The sequence below is a fragment of the Fibrobacter sp. UWH5 genome (assembly GCF_900142505.1).
Taxonomy (GTDB): Bacteria; Fibrobacterota; Fibrobacteria; order Fibrobacterales; family Fibrobacteraceae; genus Fibrobacter.
Map to the genome: position 1 here is coordinate 62766 of NZ_FRBB01000001.1, position 23008 is coordinate 85773.

Consider the following 23008-nt stretch of genomic DNA (forward strand, 5'->3'; position numbering starts at 1 on the left):
TTACCTCCTTGTTATGGACCCTGGACGTGTTCCAGGGCCCCTTTTGTATGAACGCATTTTTCTATCTTTATCCCTATGATTTCAGAGAAAGATCTTGCTGAGTTTGAGGGTGTTCCTTACGAGGAACGCATTTCCCGTGTAGAAAAGCTTTTGGAAGGAAAGTCCGAACCCCGTCCTTTTGAATTGGGTTTGCTTCTGGCCCTTAAGATGGGTCAGGAACTTCGCCAGGGAAAGGAACTTGGTTCCGAATCCGGCGACCTGGTGGCCAGTTGGGTGGGCAAGTATTCTGAATGGACTGTGGAAGAGGCTATTGCTTCCGCAAAGGAATTTTTGACGAATCCCGCCGCCCTTGCCGAAAAGATCAAGGCTGGCTTCAAGAAGAAGGCCGAAGAGGCTGAAGCCAAGGCTGCCGAAGCCGCCAATGCTGCTGACTCTGTGCCCGCCGCCTCTGCCGAAACTCCCGCCGATGGCCGTGTAGCCGAATCAGAACAGAACGGTTAGCGTCGAGATTGTCATGAAAAACAAGCTTTTAGCTACAGTGGATATAGGAAGCCATAGCTGTATCATGCTGATTGCAGCTTTTGAAGAGGCTCCCGCGCAGGTCGCCGAAATGGCTGGCGGAATGGCTGGAGAGGCCGTTGAGTCTGCCGAGTCCAGCGAATCTGCCGCTAATGAATCCGCTGAATCGTCTGAACATGGGGAATCCGCAGCCTCCGCCGAATCTGCCGAAACTGCAGACTCTGCTGCCGCCGAACCCGTCGGCGAACCTGCCGTCAGCGAACCGGCTGCCCCCAGTGAACCTGCCGCATCAACTGCGCCTCGCAAGATTCTTGTCCCAAAGCTCCAGAAAATTGAAGTATGTCGCCTGGGCGACGATGTCTACGATGGCGATGCCGAAGATGAAGAGGGCAAGCGCCCCATTAGCGAAAAGAAAATCGCTGAACTGGTTTCCATCATGACCAAGTTCCGTATGGACTTGCATGCCTTGGGTGCAGACCTGCAGGCTGTTGTCATGACCGAGGCTATGCGCAAGGCCAGCAACTCCGAAGAAGTGATCGCTGCCGTCGAAAAGGCGATCTGGGTTCGCCCCCGCATTATTTCTGGCGAAGAAGAAGCCAAGCTCACCTTCCGTTCTGTCCGTGAATGGCACGGCAAGGATCTGGTGACCATCGATATCGGTGGCGGTTCGACGGAACTGTCCAACGGCGAAACGGCTTTCTCTATTCCGGTGGGTGCCTTGAAGATGTTCAAGGAGATGGGCCCCATTCCCGGACCCGAGTACAAGAAGTTTGTGAAGGAAGCCTTCAAGGACGTAAGCTTCAAGGGTATGACCAAGAAGCCTGTTTACCTGATTGGTGGGACGGGCCTTGCCCTGGCCATGGTGTTCCTGAACAAGCAGGTGTTCGACTACAAGGCTATCGAAGGACTGGAACTTTCCATTAGCGATCTGGATGCGGTAACGACCCGTATCAGCAACCTGTCCAAGGAACTGCGCGCCATGTTGCCGGGCCTCGAAAATGGTCGTCATGACATTATCATTTGCGGTTTGTTCTGGCTGAAGTCCCTGCTTGAAAAACTCCGCGTTGAAAGTTTCCGCATCAGTACTGCGGGACTTAGGTTCGGTTTGCTGTACCCGCCCGAAGTAGAACCAGAACAAAAACCCAAGGCCAAGCGTACACCTCCCTGGCTGAAGAAGAATAACAGTTAACCGTTCACTATTCACTGATTTCTCGTTATGCGTATAAACAAGTTTATTTCTCTTTGTGGAATTGCCAGCCGCCGTGCTGCAGATGCTCTCATTGCCGATGGCCGTGTAGAAGTGAATGGTCAGGTCATTGACGATTTGGGTCATCAGATCGATGAAAATGTGGACCAGGTCCTGGTGGATGGCAAGGTTGCCAAGCTTCCCAAGAAGACCACCACCATCATGTTCCATAAGCCGGCCGGTTGCGTTTGCACCAAGGACGATCCTCAGGGTCGCCGCACCGTTTACGACTATTTGCCGCCGGCTTACCAGTCCTTGAAGTATGTGGGTCGACTGGACTTGCAGAGCCGCGGCCTGTTGCTTTTTACCGATGATGGTGAACTGCTCCATCGTCTGACTCATCCCAGTTTTGAAGTGCCCCGCAGCTATTTCGTGTGGACGGATCGCCCCCTCAGCGAACATGCCGCTCAGCGCCTGGTAGACGGCGTGGATATTCGCGATGAAGATTCCGACGTTGAAGAAATCGCTTTCGCAACGGATGTCTATCTGGAAAAGGGTTTTGTGGAACTGGTGCTTATTGAAGGCAAGAACCGCGAAATCCGTCGTATGATGCGTGCCGTGGGTTATGAAATCCGCGACTTGAAGCGCGTTAGCTATTGCCGCCTTCAGCTGGGCGACTTGCCTGCAGGCGAGTTCCGCGAACTGACCGCCGACGAAATGAACAAGGTCCGTCAGGCAGTTCACGTATGAGTTCCCGCACACTCTACATCGGGGATGTCCATGGCTGCGCCGATGAACTGGAACGCATTGTAGATGCTTTCGGTTTTGTCCGCGGTAAGGATACGCTGTACCAGACCGGCGATATTATCAACAAGGGACCCGATATGTTGAGGGCTCTCAAGTTTATCCAGAAAAATGGGATTCTGACGGTTCGCGGTAATCACGAGGAACATCTGATCCGCATGATGGCAACCGACGAAAGCGAATGGACCGAAAAGCAGCGCGCCCGTTTTTCCCGCCTCCCTCTTGAGGACTGGCGTTACATCCTTGACGAGGTGAAGACTTGGCCCCTGTGGCGCGATACGCCTCATGCCTTGCTGGTACATGCCGGTCTTGAACCGGGCAAGTTCCGCCTCGAAGATATGGATCCCAAGGTTATTCTTTCTGTCCGCTACTGGAATGATATTCCCTGGTTCGAACAAGTGAACTGGCACAAGACGGTTGTGTTTGGGCATTGGGCCAAGATGGGTTTCGTGGATCGTCGCCCCGGTTTTGTGGGCCTGGATTCTGGATGCGTCTATGGCAAGAAGCTAACTGCCTGGTGCCCCGAAGAAGACAAGTTCTACGTGGTTCCTGCCGCCCGCGAGTATTCTCCGGTTAAGGACAAGGCGAAGACCGCCATTGATGCCCCTTGCATGGTGCCTGGCGACAAGTTGCCCGAGGCGGAACGCCCCAAGACTTTTACCGATATTAAGGAACGTATTGCCAGCGGCGATATCGCCGTTGCCGACGATTCCCCCGAGGCGAAGAAACTCCGCGAATCAAGCCCCAGCATTGCAGCCGAGTGGGCCGGATACTAGGCCGAATTTTAGAGCGGGTATTAGACTGGATTAGAAGTCGCAGTTTTCTACGCAGCGGTTGTTTGCAAACTTTGCTTCGAAGGTTTTGATGCCCTTGTTGAATTTGCGGTAGGGGCCGTGCCTTAAACCTTTTTCAAAGGTCATCTCTTCGGTGGCTGCCCCCAGTTCGTCAAACACCTTGGCGGTACCGTGGAGCTGTCCTAAAATGTAGGGGAGGCGCCTGCGAAGCTTTCCGCTTTCGTAATATTCTTCTACGTCACCATGAAGGATGCCGCTGCGGTAGACTTCCTTGCTCTTCTTGAAACCGTTTTCAAAGTAGGTGGTAGTGATGCCCTCTTCGATGCCTTTTCGGTAACCGATGGTCTGCCAGGTTTTACCGTTTTCAAAATAGCTGTGGAATACACCGTCCAGTTTGCCGTCTACATAGGGTGCTTCTACGGCCACTTTGCCGTTGGGGTGGTAGCTGATGGCCGTGCCTTGGCGGATTGTGGTGCCGTGCTGCACGGTGTAGATTCTGGAGGGGGAGCCGTCGGGATAGGCTTCGCGGATTGTGTCCAGAACGGTACTGACTTCGGGGTTAGAAGGCGAATCCTGGGCTATTGCCTCGTTAAAAGTCAGCATTAATGTTAAGAGGATCAAATATTTCATTCTGTACACAAGAAAAACCCTTATCAATTACTTAAAATGTAGCTAATACCGCTATATTTTTGTATTTTGCGAAGGCTTATGCGTATTACTTTTTTAAATCCTCCGTTCCACCCCATGTTCAGCCGCGAATCTCGCAGCCCGTGTGTAACGAAGTCTAGTACTCTCTATTGGCCCATGTTCCTGAGCTATGCCGCCGGCACCGCAGAAGCCGACGGAAACGAAATCCAGCTCATCGACAGCCCCGCCATGGAACTTGATCTGCAACAGACTCTGGAAGGCATGAAGAAGTTTGCCCCGGAGCTGGTTATTTGCAGCACCAGTACCCCCAGTATTTTAAATGATCTTAAGGTAGTTCACGCCATCAAGGAAGCTATGCCTGGTGCCAAGGTTGCCATCATGGGTACCCACGCCACCGCAGAACCTCTGGAATCCCTGGAAATGGAACCCAGCCTTGACTATGTGGTTATTGGCGAAGCAGACTACACCTGCCGCAATCTTGCCCGTGCCCTCCGTGGTGACGAAGGTGCTGCCCCTGTAGGTCAGATTGCTGGTCTTGCCTACCGCAAGGAAGACGGAACTACCGACTTCCAGCCCGAAGGCCCGAAGATTGAAAACTTGAACGAACTGCCCTGGGTTTCCAAGGTCTATCGCAAGTACCTTTACAGCTGCTACAAGAAGTATTTCTACGGCGCCAACCTGAACCCGCTGATTGTTATCTTGAGCGGTCGTGGTTGCCCCAACCGCTGTAGCTACTGCGTTATCCCCCAGACTCTGAACGGTCATGTGTTCCGTATGCGCGACCCCAAGGATGTGGTGGACGAACTGCAGTACATCAAGGAAAATTTTGAAGATCTGGGTGAAGTCTTCTTTGAAGACGATACCTTTACCGCTAACCACCAGCATGTTCGCGACATCTGCAACCTGATTCTGGAACGCGGTCTCAAGATTACCTGGAGCTGCAATGCCCGTGCAGACGTTCCCCTGGAATTGCTTAAGCTGATGAAGAAGGCTGGCGGCCGTGAAATGTGCGTCGGCTTCGAAAGCGCATCTCCCGAAGTTCTCCAGAATATCCGCAAGGGTATCAAGAATACCGACAAGGCTATCGAGTTTACCAAGAATGCCCGCAAGGCTGGTCTCCTGGTTCACGGTTGCTTTATGGTGGGTAACCCCGGCGATACTCCCCAGACTCTCCGCATGACTCTGGACTACGCCAAGAAGTTGAATCCCAATACGGCTCAGTTCTACCCGATCATGGCATACCCCGGCACCGAAGCCTACAAGGAAGCTCTGGAAAGTGGCGCCTTGCAGACCAAGGATTACAACCAGTGGTTGGACAAGGACGGCTTCCACCGTACTACCATCCAGCGTGGTGAACTGACCAGCCAGGCTCTGGTGGACTTCTGCGACAAGGCTCGCCGCGAGTTCTACCTGCGCCCCAGCTACATCCTGCGTCAGGGCATCATGGCCATCAAGAATCCCCGTGAACGCTATCGCGTGTTCCGCGGCTTCAACACCCTGGTCAAACACCTGTTCCGCAAGCACGGCGAACTGGCCCCCGTGGCAAGACAAGCCCCTACGATCAAGCAGTAGATTCCACGAAAAGTTGGAATTTGAGTGGGAAAAAGGCGGTGGAAACGGCTATTTTAGCGAGGTTTCCACTGCCTTTTCTTTATTTTGTTTGTGGTTGGCGGCGAGAATAGGGGGTGCAGAGGTGTTTTGGAACGTGATTTTGTCCTTAAATCACCCAATATGGTTGGCGAACGGTTGGTTTTCGTGACACAGTTTAATATAACGTAACAAAAAGGCGGTGGAAAAGACCTGATTTGGTCAATTTCCACCGCCTTTTTTGCGGTAAAACGTCTTACAATCTCACGATTCGCATAGATATCGCCGGATAAGCTTTTCAACGGTTTCATAACTTAAGGGATGTTCACTAGTTTCTGTGGTCATGATGAAATTATCTCCAAGGAAGAAACCATTCTGCTGATATTCCTCTAGCTTCAAGGCCATTGTCTGTGCATAGGAGCTGTCATCAATTAACCCGAAGTGTTCCCATATGATTTCTTTTCGAGTTTTTTTGTTGAGGCAGGTGAAGTCCGGAAAGATATTGATGCGTTTTGAATTGTACTTTCCTTTGATAGATTGTTGGGTGATTTTCAACTTATGCGGGAATTCATATCGATATGGCACATTGAAATGATCTAGGGCGTTTGCGATGATGACTTCTGACTTGGATCGGACCCGTTCACCTCTAGCAGTTTTTAGCTCATGATCCGTCTTGTCAAAAGGACGACCGCAGAATTCTTTAAGTTGCCATTCATTGGCGTATTCATCATCAGAAATGATTCTGGGTTGTGTTAGCTTTTGACGTCCTGGATGTTGTTCAGACCAAAAAGTTTCAGCAATTTCTGGGTGATATGTAGCGATGCATGTCTGTAATGCCGTTCGTTGGTTGATTAATTGCTCTAGTAGTTTGGTATCGTAATCGCGTTGGGCGATTCGTTCTGCAATGTTCCATTCTTTTTTTGAAATGAATTTTCCTTTTTTACCGGTTTCTGAGGATATGAGATAATACTGATATGTTCCATTGTGTGGTGAAACCTTGAGTTTTTCTGTTGGAGAATTTTTTAAACAAATCCCGAGTTGTCTTATTGCGGAGTCAAGTTCTTCAACTCTTTTCTGAAGTGAAGACAGCACACTGTCTTTGGACAAATGTATTAATACATTTTCCATGATAATCCTTTGTTATGACGCTTTTGATGAAAACCAGAATTCTAAAGTCTGGTTGTAGCGAAAATTTAGGGGGACGATATAATAAAAAATCTGAGTAATCAGATAGGGAATGTATAATAATGCGAATGAAAATATAGAAAATAAGGCGCGGCTGCGCGAAAAGCTTGGACTGTGTGCAAAAAAGGCGGTGGAAACGGCTATTTTAGCGAGGTTTCCACTGCCTTTTCTTTATTTTGTTTGTGGTTGGCGGCGAGAATAGGGGGTGCAGAGGTGTTTTGGAACGTGATTTTGTCCTTAAATCACCCAATATGGTTGGCGAACGGTTGGTTTTTGTGGTGTGATTTAATATAACATAATAAAAAGGCGGTGGAAAAGACCTGATTTGGTCAATTTCCACCGCCTTTTTTAGGGGAGGCGATTTGATTCGCGAGGCGCGGATTAGTCAGCGACCTTTGCGAATGCTGCTGCCAGCTTAGCCATGGCTTCGTCCACTTCGGCAGCGCTGATGTTCAGCGGCGGAAGCATACGGAGCACGTTACCCTTGGCAGAGAGTACCATGAGCTTTTCTGCGCGGGCTGCAGCCACAACGTTACCCACCGGCAAGGATTCATCCAGAGCGAGGCCGACGATAAGGCCTTCACCACGGATTTCCTTGATGGCACTGTACTTGGCCTTGATGTCAGCCAGAGCGGTGCGGATCTGCACAGCCCTATCCACAACATTCTGAAGTAAAGCGGGTTCTGCAATCTGGTTCACCACAGCGAGACCTGCAGCGCAAGCGATGGGGTTACCACCGAAAGTAGTACCGTGGTCACCAGCCTTCAGTTCGTCGGCAATCTTCTGACGGAGAAGAACGGCACCCAGCGGGAGGCCGCCACCGATACCCTTAGCGAGAGTCACCAGGTCCGGATTCAGACCATACTTTTCAAAGCCAAGGAAAGTTCCCAGACGGCCGCAACCAGCCTGAACTTCGTCGACGATCACCAGCACACCGAATTCCTTCTGGAGGCTGTTGATGGTTTCAACCATTTCTGCGGACAGAGTCATGACGCCGCCTTCGGCAGCCAGGGATTCCAGCATGATGGCGCAGGTGTCCTTGTTGACTTCGGCCTTCAATGCAGCGCAGTCATTCCAGGCAACGTGTACGAAGTCGCTCGGCATGTTGCCGAAACCCTGACGCAGAGCCGGCTGACCAGTTGCGGAAAGAGCGGCAAATGTTCTGCCATGGAAGCTGTTCACGAAGGTGATAATCTTCTGCCTGTTGGCTTCACCCTTGCGATCGAAATACTTACGAGCAAACTTGATGGCACCTTCGTTAGCTTCGGTACCGGAGTTGCAGAAGAAAGCCTTGTCGAAACCAGTGATTTCCAAAAGCTTCTTGCCCAGTTCAACCTGGGGCATATTCACATAAAGGTTGGAGATGTGGTTGAAGCAATCCATCTGCTTTACCACAGCTTCCTTGATGGCCTTGTTCTGATGGCCCAAGGCGTTCACTGCAATACCTGCAACGAAGTCCAGGTACTTGTCGCCCTTGGAGTCGATGAGGTAAGAGCCTTCGCCCTTTACAATTTCAATGTCAGCCTTGCCATAAAGCGGAGCAATGACGTTCTTGTCTTGTTCAATAAAACTCATTTTTAAAATTCCTTTAGTGGTTAGTGATTGGTGGTTAGTGGTTAGTTTTATAATCGCGGCGCAGCCGCCTTATTTTCACTGTTTACTAATCACTGTTTACCAATCACTTCTAGCGCTGAATAGTGCCGTAGTTGTGTTCGCCGTTGATTTGCTTGATGAAGGATTCGGCGTCCTTCCAGCCTACGATATGAATGCTCTTGAGGCCTCGTCGGATAGACTTGAAGCTTTCGCGGACCTTGGGAATCATACCACCGCTGATAACGCCTTCTTCAATGAGCTTTTCGGCATCACTTTCAGAAAGTTCAGGAATAACATTCTTTTCGCCGTCCATAACGCCCGGAACATCGCTCACCAGCACGAACTGATCAGCCTGAAGTGCCACAGCCAGTTCGCTTGCGGCAGTGTCGGCATTCACGTTCCAGCTGACGCCTACGCCAGTTTCGTCGGGACCGTAAGAAATGGGGCTAACTACAGGAACCCAGCCGGCTGCCCAGAGGTCTTCCACGATCTTCTGGTTCACCTTCTTGACTTCGCCCACAAGACCCAGGTCTACCTTGCCCTGCTTCTTGACTACTTCGAACAGCTTGCCATCCACACCGGAAAGACCGATGGAATTCACGCCGTTGTTCAGAAGCATGCGGACCAGCTTCTTGTTCACATGACCGGAGAGGGTCATTTCGACCATCTTCATAATGCCGGGTGTAGTTACTCGGAGGCCATCGATAAAAGTGGGCTGTTCTCGCAGCAGGGAAATGTTTTCGTTAATGTCCTTGCCACCACCGTGCACAACGGCGACCTGGCAGCCCATAGCCGGAAGCTTGGAAACTGCTGCCACAAAATCGGCCAACTTGGCTTCGTCAATAGCCAGGCTGCCACCAATTTTAACAACCACTTTTTTCATTTTTTGTGATGTCCTCACTTAGTTTAAGCATATGGCTGTCGCGGGCACCTCCCGCAATATATAGCAAGCCACAGGCTTCATTCTGTTGTGGGAAATTTAGAAAAACATTGTCATCCCTCAATGTTTTTTTTGTTATATTTAAACCAAACTTAATTACAAACAACCCCAAAGAGGTATAACTATGGCAATTACTAAGGTTTGGCTGGACGAATCCAGTGATGAATGCGTTTCCTGCGGCGCTTGCGAAGCTACTTGCGATGCAGTTTTCACCGTTCCCGAAAAGATGCAGGTTAAGGCTGACGCTGATCTCGCTGCTAACGAAGACGCTATCAAGGACGCAGCTGCAGGCTGCCCCGCTGGCGTGATTAAGTTCGAAGAAGCTTAATGAGATGCATGGGAGGGTTACGCACCCTCCTCCCCATTCGGGGACCATGCGCACTAAGGCAACAAGTTGCCAAGTGCTGTCCGCCCTGGACCCCACCCCTTCGCGGGTGGCTTCTGATTCCTCCCCATCGCGGGAGGATTTCTTTTTTTAGATGCAAAGGAGGACTCGCACCCTCCTCCCCATTCGGGGACCATGCGCACTAAGGCAACAAGTTGCCAAGTGCTGTCCGCCCTGGACCCCACCCCTTCGCGGGTGGCTTCTGATTCCTCCCCATCGCAGGGGAGGATTTCTTTTTTAGATGCAAAAGGCGGGCTTGTGGCTCGCCTTAATTTTTTTCGGGGGAGTTTTTTTATTTGGTGTATTTCTTGTACTGTTCCTTAACCCAGTTGGCGTCGTGGGCGACGGTCTCGATTAGGACTTCGTCAATTGCCCCGTTCCAGGTTTCGGTGCTGACTTCATCGCCGCCGACACGGAAGGGAACCTTGCGCTTTAGGTCGTTGGGAACAAACTTCCACTCGGTGTAGTCGTCTCCTTTTTCATCCTTGAAGTGCATGACTTCGCCGTTCACATACATGCTGACTTTCTTGTTCCTGGAAATCAAAGCCAGGTGGGACCACTTGCCAACGGGAACGATGGAGGAGTCGCCGAAGTAGATGGCATAGGGATCGCCGGGGGTGCTCTTCATGGCAGTGAACCAGCCGGTGCAATGTTCGAAGTGCCACTGGAATCTGGAGGTACTGTCGCTCCAGTAGGCGCGCTGGCTGAATAGGATCTGGTGCTTTCCGTTGGTACCGTTCCACTTGGTCCAGAGCGACAGGGTGAAGTTGCCGCCGGTGGGGTCCAGGGAATCCAGGCTAATGAACTGGCCCGGCTTCAGCAGGATGGCCTTGCCCGAGACGCCTTCGACGTATTCGACCTTGGTTGCGGGAGTGGTGTCGTTGTCATAGACGGATTCGGAGCCGTCCATGGTTAAGAGTAAGTTGATGGCGCTATCGGAAGATGCGGGGGCGCTTGCTGAACTTGCGGGCGTCCAATCTACGGATTTCGGGGCGGCGATTATAATGCCGTCGTGCCCCTTTTCGCTATAGTATTCCATCCTGCTTACGGTGAGCCAGCTTGTGTCTGCTTCCCAGAAGTTCATCTTGGGCAATACGTAAATCTGCTTTTCGCCGTAGGTGTTGAATTCCAGGTGGGATTGCAACTGACCGTTGTCAGAGGAGGCGCTGGTGTCGGAGTAGGTCAGGGTGATATCGCCAGAGGGCATGTCGTAGAAGATAAAGTAACCGTCTGCGTCCAGCTTGGTGGTGGCGTTGCTGCCTACGATGCGGACTATGCCGGTGTTACGGTCGGCAATCTGGCCGGAGTAAATCTTGTGCTGGGCGATGGTGACAGTCTGCTGTTCAGTGGATCTTGCGCTAATCTTGGGTTGAACCAGCTTTGCAAAACCGCTGCTGTCTCCGGCAGAGGCGAACAATACTGCGGCCTTGTTGCCATCCAGGTTCAGTTCGAACTTGCCCTCTGCGTCGGTTACAGTTTCTACGGAATCCTCGATGCCATCTTGTTGCCAGCTGTCATAGTAGGCTACAACACGGGCGCGGGCCACGGGGGTTCCCGCCACGTCAAGGACAATGCCTGTAGCTACGGAGTTTCCAATGTCGGTAACGCCGCCGGCCACATCGTTAGAATCGGAGCATCCGGTAAGTACGGTGACGCTAAATACGAAGGAGGCGATGGCAGCGCCAATCAGCAAGAATTTCAAATTCGGCATGTTCATTAGACCTTGTCCTCCTTTGAAACCTTCTTGCTCATGGGGAATGCTACCAGCATCATTTCATAGACTCGCTCCACGTTGGGGTCGTTGGCGGCGCGGGTGATGATCTTCTTGCGGGCTTCTTCCAGAACTTCGACTGCGTAGTCGTAGGAACTTTCGCTCATGGCCAGCGTGGTGAATGCGGCGAACCGTTCCTGCTTGGGCTTGGATTCCACGGCGCCGATGGCGTGCTGCATATATTCGCGGCGGATCTGTCGCAGGGCCATGGGTGGGATGCGGGTGGCATCCAGCATCTGGGCGGTTTCCTCGAAACGGACTTCTCCATTGTCTGCGTCAACCTGTCTGATTATCCCCATTTCCTGCAAGTTCTTGATGGCTTCCCGTGCCTCTTCCGTGGTAATCTGGGGTTCCACCAGGCGGGCCAAGGTCATATAGTCGCCGTTCCAGTTAGAAGAAACGGCCAGTTCCCTGACGATGGGGTAGTACCATTTTGAAAAATAGACTTGCTCTCGGGTGGTGATGTGGGAAAATTCCAGCTGCTTGCGGATTTGCAGGATCTGTTCCCAGGCGTTTTCGCGTTCGTCTACCTGATGGGCCTGGTTGTACTGCACTAGCGCCTCGAAGTAGGACTTCTGCAGGGGTTCGAATTCCATGGCCTTGGCGATCTTCTCGATGGATTTTTGGGTCAGGTTGAACCGGCCACGAATCACGTTCAGGCAGTAGGAGCTGCTACTGAAGCCGGCCTTTGCCGCAAAAAAACGATGGGAGAAAACGGCCCGCATCTTTTTCTGTTCCTCGAAGTAATCTTGCAGGAACTTGCGGAAGTCGTCGTAGTCAAACAAACGTTCAAGAGCAATACTCATGAACCGTAAAATAAACAAATTTTACACGCTGAAATCTTTCTTTTCGTTTTTTTATGGGATGTCGGGTGTAAAACGTTAAATTTTGATAAAAAGTTTTACACGTTTTTGACAACTTACGTCAATTTTCCGCAACGCTATCCGCCGGTGACTGCGGCAACGGCTTTACATTGCCCTTTTCTGAAACGGGAACCTGGTTCACGAACTTCAGGGTGAATGACAGGGTGTAGTGCCCCTGGGTCGTCTTGGGGTACTTCTGCCTAGAGAGGGAACTCTTGACTTCGTTATTGAATCTGGGGTAGCCGGTGGTGGAGGCGATTTCGGTCATGCCGACTACGTCGCCACACACGTCGATCGTAACGTCCAGGGAGAGGCTGCCTTCGAAGCCGGGGTTCTGCTTCTGGAATTTCTTGTAGATGTAATTCAGACCGTTGGTACGGTCCTTCATGAACTTTTCGATTTCTGCCATGCCGCCTTCCATATTGCCGTGGACGGATATTTCGTCGATGGTGGGCATGATGACTGTACCGGTAAAGGATTCGGAAGAGTTGCTGTTGGCCAGTTTCTGCTGTTCCGCAAAGCCTTCAGGTACGACAGAGTAGTCGCGAACAATATTTCGGGGTTTTTTATGATTTCCAGTTATGGCCAGGACCAGCAAGGTGAGTCCCGTGATGAAGATTAGGCCACAAGCGAATTTCAAAGCGAATTTATTCATTATTATAACAATATAGGAAGTGTAGATAGTGAAAACAAGTTTACATATTTAAGACAAGATTGAACGTGAGAAATTTCACTTAATGGCAAAATAAAAGCCCGGGAGCAAAACTCCCGGACTTTCAATTTCAACCTCAGCCTTGCGGCTATTTGAACTAGACTCTATTTGAACTTGGCACAGCTTCGCAGTGCTAGATGTGGCGGTTATCAAATGCAAGTGCAAGCACTTGCGCTTGATAACCTATTTCATCTTTTTCATCATAGACTTGAGGAGGGGGTTGACCTTGGCGGGCTGAGCGGGGGCGTTGCGGTTGCCCTGGCCCGGATTACCCTTGCCTGCAATCTTTGCCTTGAGATCTGCGATGGTGGCGTGACCCTGGAGGCTGCCGCGGTTCTGACCATTGTCGCGACCGCCAAAGCCGCCACGACCGTTGCCCTGACCACGGGGACCACCGACGCGCTGGCCGCGAGGACCGCTAACGCCTGCACCGGCCACACCATCAACCTGTTCGGTCTTCATGGAAAGGCTGATACGCTTCAGCTTGGCGTCAACGGCAACAACACGTACCTTCACCACGTCGCCCACGGTAAGAACGGTCTTTGCGTCTTCCACGAACTTGTCGCTGATTTCGGAAACGTGTACAAGGCCGTCCTGGTGAACGCCGATGTCAACGAAGGCGCCGAAGTTAGCCACGTTGGTAACCACACCTTCCATCCAGCTACCGGTAATCAGGTCGTTGATTTCCTTGATCTTGTCGTCGAACTTTGCGTAACGGAATTCCTTACGGGGGTCGCGGCTGGGCTTCTGAAGTTCGCGCATGATGTCCTGCAGGGTTTCCTTACCCACTTCGTCGGAAAGGAATTCTTCAAGGTTGATGGCCTTGACTGCATCGGCATTGCCCACCAGTTCCTTCACCGGTACGCCAGCCTTTTCGGCCATCTTTTCGATGAGGGCGTAGTTTTCGGGATGGACTGCGGAATCGTCCAGCGGGTTTTCTGCACCCGGGATGCGCATGAAGCCTGCGGCCTGTTCGAAAGCCTTGGGGCCAAAGCCCTTCACCTTCTTCAGGTCTTCGCGGCTGGCGTAGGCGCCGTTAGCTTCGCGGTGCTTGACGATGGCTTCGGAAAGAGTATTGCTGAGGCCTGCAACGTGAGAAAGCAGCGGGGCAGAAGCGCTGTTCACATCCACACCCACCATGTTCACGCAGGATTCCACCACTTCGTCCAGGCGCTTCTTCAGTTCGCGCTGGTTCACGTCGTGCTGGTACTGGCCCACGCCAATGGACTGGGGGTCAACCTTCACCAGTTCTGCCAGCGGGTCCTGCAGGCGGCGGCCGATAGAGATGGCGCCGCGGGTAGTAACGTCTTCCTTGGGGAATTCCTGGATAGCGATCATGCTTGCGCTATAGACAGATGCACCAGCTTCAGAAACGATAACGCGGGGCGGAACCTTGCCCTTGAACTTTGCTGCCATTTCGGCGCAGAAGGCGTCGGTTTCGCGGCTGGCGGTACCGTTACCGATAGCGATCAAGTCAATCTTGTACTTGTCGATAAGGCCCATGAGGTAAACTGCAGAGGCGGCCTTGTCGTTCCAGGGTTCGTGGGGCTTGATAATGCCGTGGTCCATGAACTTGCCGTTTTCGTCAAGTACGGCAACCTTACAGCCAGTACGGAAACCCGGGTCGAGAGCGAGAACTGCCTTGTGGCCGGCGGGAGCAGCCAGCAGAACGTCCTGCAGGTTCTTGCTGAATACCTTGAAGGCTTCTTCTTCGGCGGCGTCCTTCAAAAGCAGACGGACTTCGCTTTCCATGCTGGGAGCCAGCAGGCGGTCCCAGGCATCCTGGCACATAGCTTCAAGATAGGGGGTCCAGGTGGTGTTGCCCTTGATGACGTTTGCCTTCAGGTAGCCAACCATTTCTTCGTTGGGAACTTCGATGGAAAGACGGAGCACCTTTTCCTTTTCGCCGCGGCGCAGGGCCAGCATACGGTGAGACGGAATCTTGCTCACCTGTTCGCTAAAGTCGTAGTAGTCCTTGAACTTGGTTTCTTCCTTTTCGAAGTCCTTCTTCACCTTGGAAATCATGACGCCAGTCTTTTCCACCTTGCTACGGAGGTACTGACGGAATTCGGTGTTGTCTGCAACTTCTTCGGCCAGAATGTCGCAAGCGCCCTTGAGTGCAGCCTTCGGATCTGCCAGGCCCTTTTCTTCGGACAGGTAGATGAGGGCGATCTGTTCGGCGGTGTTGCCGGTTTCTTCCTGAGCCCACATGAGGCGAGCCAACGGTTCAAGACCCAGTTCCTTTGCGATGGTTGCGCGGGTGCGCTTCTTGGGCTTGTAGGGGGCGTAAATATCTTCCAGCAGGGTCTTGTCCTTACAGGCTTCGATCTGAGCCTTCAGTTCCGGTGTAAGCTTGCCCTGTTCTTCGATGCTCTTCAGGATGGTTTCCTTGCGGTCAACCAGTTCCTGCAGATAGTCGCGACGGTGGCTGATGTCGCGGAGTTCAATTTCATTAAGGGTGCCCGTCTGGTCTTTACGGTAGCGGGCGATAAAGGGGATGGTACCACCCTGGTCCATCAATTCAAGTGCCTTGGAGACACGCCATACTTCCAGGTTCAGTTCTTCAGCAATAACAGCAGAAAAATCCATAATTCTAATTCCAGTTTGATTTATAGGGTCCGGCAGCCTTTAACTAGGAGTCTCGGCCTAGGCCCTGGTTTACAACAGCTCCCATCAGGGGAGTAAGGGAGAATATAACAATAAAAAATGACACTGGAGTGTCATTTTTAGGTTAAAGGTTAAAGGTTGAAGGTTAAAGTCTTTCCACTTTAACCTTTACACTTTACACTCTATTATACATGTTCTCGTAATATTTTTCGTATTCACCGCTAGTAATATTGTCCAGCCATTCCTGGTTGTCCAAGTACCACTTCACGGTCTTCTCGATACCTTCCTCGAACTGGAGGGAAGGTTCCCAGCCGAGCTCGCGCTGCAACTTACTACTATCAATGGCGTAGCGGGCGTCGTGGCCAAGACGGTCGGTAACGTAAGTGATCAGGTCAAGGTCTTCGCCCTCGGCGCGGCCCAGCAGACGGTCCACGGTCTTGATGACCACCTTGATGATGTCGATGTTCTTCCATTCGTTGAAACCGCCGATATTATAGGTTTCGGCAATCTTGCCATTGTGGAAGATAACGTCGATAGCGCGGGCGTGGTCTTCGACAAAGAGCCAGTCGCGAACGTTTTCGCCCTTGCCGTAAACCGGCAGCGGCTTCTTGTGACGAATGTTGTTGATGAACAGCGGGATCAACTTTTCCGGGAACTGGTAGGGGCCATAGTTGTTGGAGCAGTTGGTCACGATGGTAGGCATGCCGTAGGTGTCGTGGAAGGCGCGGACGAAATGGTCGGAGCCAGCCTTGGATGCACTATACGGAGAATGGGGAGTATACTTGGTGGTTTCGTAGAAGAAGTCGTCACCGTATGCCAGATGGTGTTCAGAGCTGGAGGCAGTGGTGGTAAACGGCGGCTCGATACCTTCCGGATGGTTCATCTTGAGGGCACCGTAGACTTCATCAGTAGAAATATGGTAGAAGCGCTTGCCCTCGTACTTTTCGGGCAGGGATTCCCAATAAAGCTTTGCGGCCTGGAGCAGAGCCAGGGTGCCCATGACGTTTGTGCGGGCGAAGGTGAACGGATCCTTGATGGAACGGTCCACGTGGCTTTCTGCGGCCAGGTGAATAATACCGTCGATCTTTTCGTCCTGCATCAGCTTGTAGAAGGCGTCGAAGTCGCAGATATCCATCTTCACGAACTTGTAGTTAGGCTTGCCTTCGATGTCCTTCAGGTTGGCCAGATTGCCTGCGTAAGTCAACTTGTCCAGGTTGATGATGTTGTATTCGGGGTACTTATTCACGAAAAGGCGTACTACATGGCTTCCGATAAAGCCTGCGCCGCCGGTAATGACAATATTCTTCATATCTTATAATATAAAAATGAGAATTGTCTATTGTGACAACCTTTTGTCAATTTTCCTATACATTTTGACGGTCTGTTTGGACAAAAACCATTTTTTAGGTTAATTTTATGCTACAATCAATAAAAATTTAAGGTGGAAAACATGAAGACAAGTTTACTGCGTTCAATTTTTGCGGGCTCCTTGCTTGTGCTTGGGGCTGCCGGTATGGCGTCCGCACAGAGCGGTATGGCTGGTGGTCAGGATGGTCTGCATCAGATTGGTGCCAATACCCTCGGTCAATGGAATGTGTCGTTCGGTCTCGGCGGAAATGCATCTCTGGACTGCTGGTCCATGGCTGCCGGTGGCGAAATGCACGACAAGAACGGCGACCGTTTTGTGCTTAACGACGAAGCTGTAGCTCTTTCTGGCAATGTAAATCTGGCCATGGGTTTTACCAATTGGCTGGACTTGGGTGTTGTCCTTCCTTTTAACATGGATATTGTTGGCGACCACGAAGACCGTTTGAGCGACTCCGATATGCGCTCTCCGGGTCTGGGCGATTTGGAAGCCTGGTTCAAGGTTCGCGCTGTCGGTAACGACGAATCCCTGTTCAAACTCGCTATTCTGGGTCAGCTCTATGCTCCCACCGGTAGCGAAGATGCCGGTGTACGTCCCCGTCACGCTTGGTACCTGAGCAAGCACGATACCAAGCCTTACACCGCAGGTGACTTTGCCTTTGGTGGTGGTCTCGTTTTCACCTTTGACTTTAACAGCGTTGGTGCTCCTCTCCGTTGGAATACTCAGGCTAGCTATATCCGCGTAGTGGATCATAATGAGTCTGATGTTCTTTCCTATAGCACCGGCTTTAACTTTTCTCCCATCAGCCTCCTGGACATCTTCCTGGAACTCTCCGGCGAAATGCACCTGGATGATGACGTAGCTCCCATTGATCCTACGGTTGATCCGCTCCTGATTACACCGGGTGTGCGTTTCCATGCCGGCAAGAATATGGATATTGCTTTGGGTGTGGATATTGCCGGACGTATGTTCAAGAACCTGGACTTTACTGCTGACAAGGATCTCGAGGGCAAGGAAGGCTTTGACGTTCGCAACAATGTGGGCGATGGTGAAGTCTATACCTATAAGTATTCCTCTACTCCTATTGTTTCTGGCTCTCTCTCCTTTGTCTGGCGCTTTGGCAGCAAGGTGGATAAGCCCGAAGTTAACGTAGACTCCCTGATCCAGGTCCGTGCCGATTCTCTGGCCAAGGTGAAGGTGGATTCTATCATGGCAACCATCGACACTACCACCAAGATCGATACTGTTGCTAAGGTCGACACTATTGCCAAGGTTGATACCATTGCCAAGGTCGATACCGTCGCCAAGATCGACACAATTACCACTGTTGACACCATCAAGGTGATTGACATGGTGGCGGACTCCGTGAACAGAGCAAGACTTGATTCTGTCGCCGCAGTCAATGACTCCCTGGCCAAGCTCTCTGGCGACGATGACAAGGACGGCGTTCCCAACATGGTCGACAAGTGCCCGGGTACTCTGCCTGGCCTGAAGGTCGGTGCAGATGGTTGCGAAGTGGATACCGATGGCGATGGCGTTGTTGATTCTCAGGATAAGTGCCCGGGATCTAACGAAGCTGCTCCGGTTGACGCAAACGGCTGCGAATTCGACGACGACGGTGACGGCGTTGTTAACGCTCAGGACCTGTGCCCCAGGACCATTAGCGAAGCTGCCGTTGACGGCGATGGCTGCCCCACTAACAAGAATGAAGACCTGGAATACCTCCAGTCTTTGGTGACCTTCAAGAAGGGGACCGCCAAGTTCAATAAGGGTGCAACCAAGGCTCTCGATCAGCTGGCTGGCATCATGCTCCACCGTGATAACCTGCGCATTGAAATCCAGGGCCACGCCGATGACCAGAAAACTTCTGAAAAGAACAAGGATATGTCTCAGAAGCGTGCAGACGCCGTTGTAGACTACCTGGTTAAGAAGGGCGTTCCCTCTAAGCACGTTCGTGCCGCCGCTTACGGTGATACTCAGCTCCTGGTTCTCCCCAAGACCGACAAGAAGGGTAAGAAGAAGGCCAAGAGCAACCCGAAGAACAACCGCGTTGTGTTTGCTTCTCACGTAAAGCAGCCCAAGAAGACTGAAGCCGCTCCGGCACCCGCAATGACTCCGGCTGCTCAGCCCGCTGCCGCTCCGGCACCTGCAGCTCAGCCTGCAGCTCCTGCTCCGGCTGCTGAAGCCGCTCCTGCAGAACCTGCTGCCGCTCCTGCCGCAGAAGCTCCTGCTGCCGAAAAGCCCGCAAAGTCCAAGAAGGCTGCTAAGGTTTCCAAGAAGTCCGCAAAGAAGCCTGCTAAGAAGGGCAAGAAGAAGTAATCTGGCTGTTCACCCCGAGACTCTCGGGGTCGGCTAAATAGCAGAAAAGCCTCGCTTTAAAAGCGGGGCTTTTTGCTTTGTTACAAAATCGTTTGACGGCCTTACTTGCCGTTCACACTGTCAATGTATTTCTTGAAGCCTTCTACACCCAGCGTGTACATGTCTACGAACTTCGGGGCGAAGGGGGGATTCTTGCGATTGTGCATGCCCAGGGCGTCGTGCATTACCAGCACTTGTCCGTCGGTAAACTTGCCGCCGCCAATGCCGATGGTAACGCCCTTCACCTGCTGAGTGATAGCCGTACCCAAGGCTTCGGGAATATGCTCCAGCACCATCTCGAAACAGCCCAGTTCGTCGGTGAACTTCGCCGCCGCCATGATGGCTGCAGCCTCTTCATCGGTCTGACCCTTCTGCTTGAAGTTGGCTGCAGTCTGGGGCAGCAAACCGTGATGGGCGCAAACCGGAACATCGTGGGCGCGCAAAAATTCAATCACGCCTTCGGGCGTACCTTCCAGCTTTACCGAAGCGGCTCCCAGATCCAGGAATCGACGGGCGTTGTCATAAGCCGTTTGCGGATCCTTGTCGCTTAAATAAGGCATGTCGGCTACCACATGGGTGTTGGGTGCGCCACGGCAAACCGCCGCCACGAAAATCAGCATCTCGGCCATACCGATCTCGCTGGTTTTCTTATAACCTAACATGGTGTTGGCCAGACTATCGCCAACAAGAATCTGGTCTACGCCTGCAGCCTCCGCCATTTGCGCGAAAGCGTAGTCGTAAGACGTAATCATTGAAACCTTTTCACCACGGGCTTTCTTTGCCATTATGTCGACTGGACTGAGCATAATTTCCGAATCTCCTGTAAATACGTTAGTGAATGAATCTCTTTTAAGAAACCGATATGATTCCGCAGGTAGGCCAGGAGCGCATTTTCTACGAATACGCGGGCGAACCCAGCAGACTTTAAAGATAGGGCAGGGGAGTTGGGGTAAGTTCCGCCCCTAAGCTTCCATAAACCCAGCAAAGTTTCGGGCTTGGCCCTGGCAGAATCCACGCCCAGGCAGGCCTTGCAAACCAAGCCGCCCGTTTCCGGGTGAAAGTCCGCCGCCGGCTCTTCTAGAGGGCGTTCGCAACGGCTGCAGACATCCAGATCCAGGTGGTAACCCCACAAGTCGCAAGTATCCAGCAGCCACCGCGCAAAAACCTCATCCGAAGGCACCCTTCGCGGCTGCAGTTCTTCCCGCGATTCCGTCGCGGCGCCGTTGGAGCCTTCGCCAGAATTCAAGTCCCTAAGCGCCTGTTCCAACAGTTCGAACTCGTCTTGCAGCGGCACCCCCTGGGGAGCGTACCTCAGCAGAATCTCGGTCATCACCTGGGCCACCGCCTGATTCATCAGGTCCGCCCTTAAACCCGCATGCCAGTCAAGAAGCGTCGCTTCCTTTATGAACTGCAAGTCCCCGCCACCCGCCTTCTGTGGATTCTGGTTAAAAACCACCTCGCACAGCGACAGCGGATCCATAGCGCCCTTAAAAGGAGACTCCTTGCGTTTGCCTCCCTTTACAATAAACGAAACCACGCCGCATTCCTGGGTTAAAACCTTCACGATCCAGCTGGAATCGCTATAAGGGAACCGGTGCAGCACAATGGCCCGGGACTTGACGATCATGGGCGCAGAAGCCTCTTGCCTATTACTTAGCCGGGAACGGAGGCCAGCCCATCACCTGACCGCCAACCACATGCAGATGGATGTGGAAAACGGTCTGGCCTGCGTCAGCCTTGCAGTTGAACACGAAACGTGCGCCGGATTCTTCGAGACCAAGCTCCTTGGCGATACGCTGAGCCTGGAACAAAAGCTTACCCACCAGTTCGCAGTCTTCGGCCTGCATATCCATGATGCTGGAAATATGCTTCTTGGGAATCACCAGGAAATGAACCGGTGCCTGGGGGGCGATATCGTAGAAGGCGAACACATCGTCATCTTCGTAAATCTTCTTGGAAGGGATTTCACCCTTGATAATCTTGCAAAAAAGGCAGTTTTCACTCATAGTGACTATATAATAGAAAATAAAGGAAGACTCCAGTAAAACATCATTCCGAACTTGTTTCGGAATCTCGTCTAATTTCGGACTATTGCCTTGGTGTGAAATATTCGATTGATCCGATGCAAGGCGCTTAAAAAGAACTTCTGGAATGCTATTTATCGTACCGATGGGGATTAAAAGATATTTTGATGCGAATTCGCAGGATATAAGGCGGTTTAAAAGAACTTTTTGAGGGCTATTTATCGGATCGAGTGCATTTTGAACGAAAGCGTAAAATGGGAATTGTGTGAAAAACTTCACAATATTCCAAACAAGAATAACTTTTTCTCACATTTTTTTTATGAATGCCTCACACAGATGAAAAATATTTGTATACTTAAGTCCATCAAAAAAATTGAGGAAATCCCCCGTTTTTTAAGAAATTTAGACGGTTTTGGAAGACTTCTTTTGATACAAAGTAAAATTTCATGACAATTCTATGACAGAAACGTGAAAAAACTTTGACAAAAGTGCAAAAAAGTTTGACAAAACTATTGACTTTCGAAAAAATTGAGGTATATTTATCAATGTAAACGAGAGTAAACACTCTGAAACACAAACGCTTCAAGAGCTGTGAATCTCAAAAGAATGTGTCACAATAACAAGGAGTACACTATGAAGAAGCAAGGTTTTACCCTTATTGAATTGATGGTCGTGATCGTTATCATGGGCATCCTGGCCGCTGTTGCAGTTCCTAAGCTGTTCGGCATGATCGCAAAGTCCAAGGCATCTGAAGTCGGCCCCGCAGCCGGTGAATACGTGAAGTTGCAGGACGCATACGTCGCTGAAAAGGGTATCCGCGTTGGTAACTGGAAGGAAATCGGTTACTTGATGCAGAACTCCAACAACTTCTTCTATTGCGACAAGTCTGCTGATTGCGCACAGGGTGATAATACTGATGGTAAGGCCAATTCAAATGGCTCTTTCAAAGATTACGATTTTTCTGCAAACTGGACAGCAACTAGCGTTGCTACCTTGAACGACTGTAAGGCTGCCAGCAACTGGGGCCTTGAAACTGCTGGCAACAGCTCTAACGGTGGCTTGGTCACCTACACAGCTTCTGTTACAAATGACGATTGTGAAGTTCTCACCCCGAACTTCAAGCAGTTGACAACTAAGAAGTAATCGTTCTGGGTTATTTTTTGAAAAAGGTTTCCCCTTTGAAGGGGAAACCTTTTCTTGTATAAAAAGCCCCCCCCCCCAGCTATGCTGGGGTGTTCAAATAAAGTCTTCTGGCGATCATGAAAAAAATCCTCTGGCTAAATTAGTGGTGCGGTCTGCCAACTGCATCACAATAAAACCAAAGGATTAATATGAATAATAGAAATACAACCGTCCATACAACGTGGAATTGCAAATATCACATTGTATTTGCTCCCAAATTTAGAAGGAAAGTTTTCTACGGGGAACGCAGACTTGAGATAGGAAAGATTCTGAGAAGATTGTGCGAATGGAAGGATATTGAGATTGTTGAAGCCGAAGTCTGCGTTGATCATGTACACATGTTGCTTTCGATTCCCCCGAAATACTCGCCATCATCAATCGTCGGATACCTGAAGGGCAAAAGCAGTTTGATGATCAATGAGAAATATCCTGAATTACAGAAAAAATATCGAAGCCGAGTACGGAGAACAGTTAGGCCTATTCG

General features: G+C 51.2%; 20 protein-coding genes and 1 pseudogene. 9 read left to right on the forward strand and 12 right to left on the reverse strand.

Features of this window, described 5'->3' with window-relative positions; genetic code table 11:
- Positions 1 to 75: 75 nt before the first annotated feature.
- Genes BUB38_RS00290 through BUB38_RS00305 form a run of 4 tightly spaced genes read left to right on the forward strand, consistent with a single transcriptional unit; the run spans position 76 to position 3285 of the window.
- Entirely contained in the window at positions 76 to 501 is a 426-nt protein-coding gene (locus BUB38_RS00290) for a hypothetical protein (protein ID WP_073155472.1), read from the forward strand.
- 13 nt (positions 502 to 514) lie between these two features.
- Positions 515 to 1708, forward strand: coding sequence for a Ppx/GppA phosphatase family protein (locus BUB38_RS00295; RefSeq protein WP_254794835.1), 1194 nt, complete (start codon positions 515 to 517; stop codon positions 1706 to 1708).
- Positions 1709 to 1735: 27 nt separating this feature from the next.
- Positions 1736 to 2455, forward strand: coding sequence for a pseudouridine synthase (locus BUB38_RS00300; protein WP_073155475.1), 720 nt, complete (start codon positions 1736 to 1738; stop codon positions 2453 to 2455).
- Complete coding sequence (locus BUB38_RS00305) at positions 2452 to 3285, forward strand: metallophosphoesterase (RefSeq protein ID WP_073155477.1); 834 nt, start codon at positions 2452 to 2454, stop codon at positions 3283 to 3285. The genes BUB38_RS00300 and BUB38_RS00305 overlap by 4 nt, the downstream gene beginning before the upstream one ends.
- Positions 3286 to 3315: 30 nt before the next feature.
- On the opposite strand, the gene BUB38_RS00310 is transcribed toward BUB38_RS00305, so the two are convergent.
- A complete protein-coding gene (locus BUB38_RS00310) occupies positions 3316 to 3933 on the reverse strand; it encodes a toxin-antitoxin system YwqK family antitoxin (RefSeq protein WP_083537958.1) in 618 nt (205 codons plus the stop codon).
- 78 nt (positions 3934 to 4011) lie between these two features.
- Between BUB38_RS00310 and BUB38_RS00315 the strand changes: the two genes are divergently transcribed.
- Positions 4012 to 5523 (forward strand): B12-binding domain-containing radical SAM protein, encoded by a 1512-nt coding sequence (locus BUB38_RS00315; protein WP_073155481.1) that lies wholly within the window; start codon positions 4012 to 4014, stop codon positions 5521 to 5523.
- A gap of 279 nt (positions 5524 to 5802) precedes the next feature.
- Here BUB38_RS00315 and BUB38_RS00320 read toward each other — a convergent pair whose 3' ends face one another.
- The 3 genes from BUB38_RS00320 to argB form a co-directional block, all read right to left on the reverse strand.
- Entirely contained in the window at positions 5803 to 6666 is an 864-nt protein-coding gene (locus BUB38_RS00320) for a hypothetical protein (protein WP_073155484.1), read from the reverse strand.
- 438 nt (positions 6667 to 7104) lie between these two features.
- Positions 7105 to 8298, reverse strand: a complete 1194-nt coding sequence (locus BUB38_RS00325) for an aspartate aminotransferase family protein (RefSeq protein WP_073155486.1) — start codon at positions 8296 to 8298, stop codon at positions 7105 to 7107.
- A gap of 109 nt (positions 8299 to 8407) precedes the next feature.
- Positions 8408 to 9199, reverse strand: coding sequence for an acetylglutamate kinase (gene argB, locus BUB38_RS00330; protein WP_073155489.1), 792 nt, complete (start codon positions 9197 to 9199; stop codon positions 8408 to 8410).
- 181 nt (positions 9200 to 9380) lie between these two features.
- On the opposite strand from argB, the gene BUB38_RS00335 reads away from it, so the two are divergent.
- Positions 9381 to 9584, forward strand: a complete 204-nt coding sequence (locus tag BUB38_RS00335; protein WP_073155492.1) for a ferredoxin — start codon at positions 9381 to 9383, stop codon at positions 9582 to 9584.
- 349 nt (positions 9585 to 9933) lie between these two features.
- On the opposite strand, the gene BUB38_RS00340 is transcribed toward BUB38_RS00335, so the two are convergent.
- The 5 genes from BUB38_RS00340 to BUB38_RS00360 all read right to left on the reverse strand — a co-directional run bounded on the left by BUB38_RS00340 (position 9934) and on the right by BUB38_RS00360 (position 16903).
- Entirely contained in the window at positions 9934 to 11358 is a 1425-nt protein-coding gene (locus BUB38_RS00340) for a LamG-like jellyroll fold domain-containing protein (protein WP_073155495.1), read from the reverse strand.
- Complete coding sequence (locus tag BUB38_RS00345; RefSeq protein ID WP_073155497.1) at positions 11358 to 12218, reverse strand: TIGR02147 family protein; 861 nt, start codon at positions 12216 to 12218, stop codon at positions 11358 to 11360. Before BUB38_RS00345 ends, BUB38_RS00340 begins: the two co-directional genes overlap by 1 nt.
- Positions 12219 to 12336: 118 nt before the next feature.
- Positions 12337 to 12930, reverse strand: coding sequence for an AgmX/PglI C-terminal domain-containing protein (locus BUB38_RS00350; protein WP_139258136.1), 594 nt, complete (start codon positions 12928 to 12930; stop codon positions 12337 to 12339).
- A 240-nt stretch (positions 12931 to 13170) separates the two neighbouring features.
- Entirely contained in the window at positions 13171 to 15576 is a 2406-nt protein-coding gene (locus BUB38_RS00355; RefSeq protein ID WP_073155503.1) for a Tex family protein, read from the reverse strand.
- Between the two features lie 193 nt (positions 15577 to 15769).
- Positions 15770 to 16903, reverse strand: coding sequence for a dTDP-glucose 4,6-dehydratase (locus BUB38_RS00360; RefSeq protein ID WP_073155506.1), 1134 nt, complete (start codon positions 16901 to 16903; stop codon positions 15770 to 15772).
- Between the two features lie 141 nt (positions 16904 to 17044).
- Here BUB38_RS00360 and BUB38_RS00365 point away from each other — a divergent pair, with 141 nt between their 5' ends.
- Entirely contained in the window at positions 17045 to 19279 is a 2235-nt protein-coding gene (locus BUB38_RS00365; protein WP_139258137.1) for an OmpA family protein, read from the forward strand.
- 101 nt (positions 19280 to 19380) lie between these two features.
- Here the strand turns inward: BUB38_RS00365 and panB are convergent, their stop codons facing one another.
- From panB to BUB38_RS00380, 3 genes are read right to left on the reverse strand one after another with little or no spacing between them, the layout of a single operon-like run.
- Positions 19381 to 20103 carry a 3-methyl-2-oxobutanoate hydroxymethyltransferase gene (gene panB, locus BUB38_RS00370; RefSeq protein WP_249269471.1) on the reverse strand — a complete coding sequence of 241 codons (723 nt, stop codon included), beginning with the start codon at positions 20101 to 20103 and terminating at the stop codon, positions 19381 to 19383.
- Positions 20103 to 20945, reverse strand: coding sequence for a DNA repair protein RecO (gene recO / locus BUB38_RS00375; RefSeq protein WP_254794836.1), 843 nt, complete (start codon positions 20943 to 20945; stop codon positions 20103 to 20105). Before recO ends, panB begins: the two co-directional genes overlap by 1 nt.
- A 22-nt stretch (positions 20946 to 20967) precedes the next feature.
- Complete coding sequence (locus BUB38_RS00380; protein ID WP_073155514.1) at positions 20968 to 21324, reverse strand: histidine triad nucleotide-binding protein; 357 nt, start codon at positions 21322 to 21324, stop codon at positions 20968 to 20970.
- 651 nt (positions 21325 to 21975) lie between these two features.
- Here BUB38_RS00380 and BUB38_RS00385 point away from each other — a divergent pair.
- Together BUB38_RS00385 and tnpA are read left to right on the forward strand one after the other, a co-directional pair.
- On the forward strand, positions 21976 to 22485 hold the full coding sequence (locus BUB38_RS00385; RefSeq protein WP_073155517.1) for a type IV pilin protein: 510 nt from the start codon (positions 21976 to 21978) through the stop codon (positions 22483 to 22485).
- A 188-nt stretch (positions 22486 to 22673) separates the two neighbouring features.
- A pseudogene (gene tnpA, locus BUB38_RS00390) lies at positions 22674 to 22982 on the forward strand (IS200/IS605 family transposase); the annotation flags it as partial.
- Between the last annotated feature and the right edge of the window lie 26 nt (positions 22983 to 23008).